1 protein-coding gene is annotated in these 278 nt (G+C 34.5%); it reads right to left on the reverse strand.

Annotated features, from left to right (window positions below; genetic code table 11):
* Positions 1 to 92 precede the first annotated feature (92 nt).
* The coding region (locus SB775_RS28980) for a nucleotide-binding YajQ family protein (RefSeq protein WP_410864662.1) at positions 93 to 278 on the reverse strand (186 nt) is incomplete at its 5' end.

The following is a 278-nucleotide window of genomic DNA, read 5'->3' on the forward strand; positions in this document are numbered from 1 at the left end:
CTTGATAAGAAAGCGATATGAACATGTCAATGAATTGAACTTCCATCAACTGTAACGAAAAAATCGAAAATAATCAATGGAAAATTTAAAATTTATCGAAAATTTATAAATTGGACGTCAATCGGCAAATCTGCTTTGCGCATGAGTGAAATGACCTCTTGTAAATCATCTTTATTTTTCCCTGTTACACGCACTTGGTCATCCTGAAACTGCGACTTCACTTTGATCCCAGATTGCTTAATGAGTGCGTTGATCTTTTTGGCATTGTCTTTATCGAT

The organism is Peribacillus sp. SIMBA_075, from assembly GCF_046534585.1.